Below are 452 nucleotides of genomic sequence, written 5' to 3'. Positions count from 1 at the left end.
TTGCGTTCAGCGCCTGCGCACGCGCACGCGCCTGCGCCTGCTGGTTCGACAGCGCCTGTTCGACCACCGTCTGCGCCTGGCGCAACTCGAGTTCGGAGCCCGTGCCGTTGTCGAAGCGCAGCTTCGTCAGGTCGTACTGCGCCTGAGCGGACTTCAGCGTGTCCTCCGTGACCTTCAGCAGGTCATCGGTCGACAGCAGCGTCAGGTATTGATCGGCCACCTGCGACACCAGCGAGATCTCCGACGCCTGCCGTGCGTACGACGTCGACAGGTACTGCGCGAGCGCCTGGTCCTTCAGGCTCTGCACGCGGCCGAACAGGTCGAGCTCCCACGATGCGGACAGCCCGACGTTGTAGGCGCGCGAGATGTACGGCGCACCGGTTTGCGAAAGGCCCTGCGGCACGCGCTGGATGTTGCCCGTGCCCGTACCGTCGAGCGTCGGGAACAGCCCC

General features: G+C 67.0%; 1 protein-coding gene. It reads right to left on the bottom strand.

Translation table 11 applies throughout. The annotated features are described in order from the left end of the window. A partial coding sequence (locus U5798_RS36945) for a TolC family protein (RefSeq protein WP_322084890.1) occupies positions 1 to 452 on the bottom strand: 452 nt, incomplete at both ends.

This window comes from Burkholderia sp. BCC1972, from assembly GCF_905339605.1.
In the GTDB taxonomy this organism is placed as follows: Bacteria; Pseudomonadota; Gammaproteobacteria; order Burkholderiales; family Burkholderiaceae; genus Burkholderia.
Note: the sequence above shows the minus strand (reverse complement) of the source record. Positions and strands in the feature narration are given on the sequence as shown.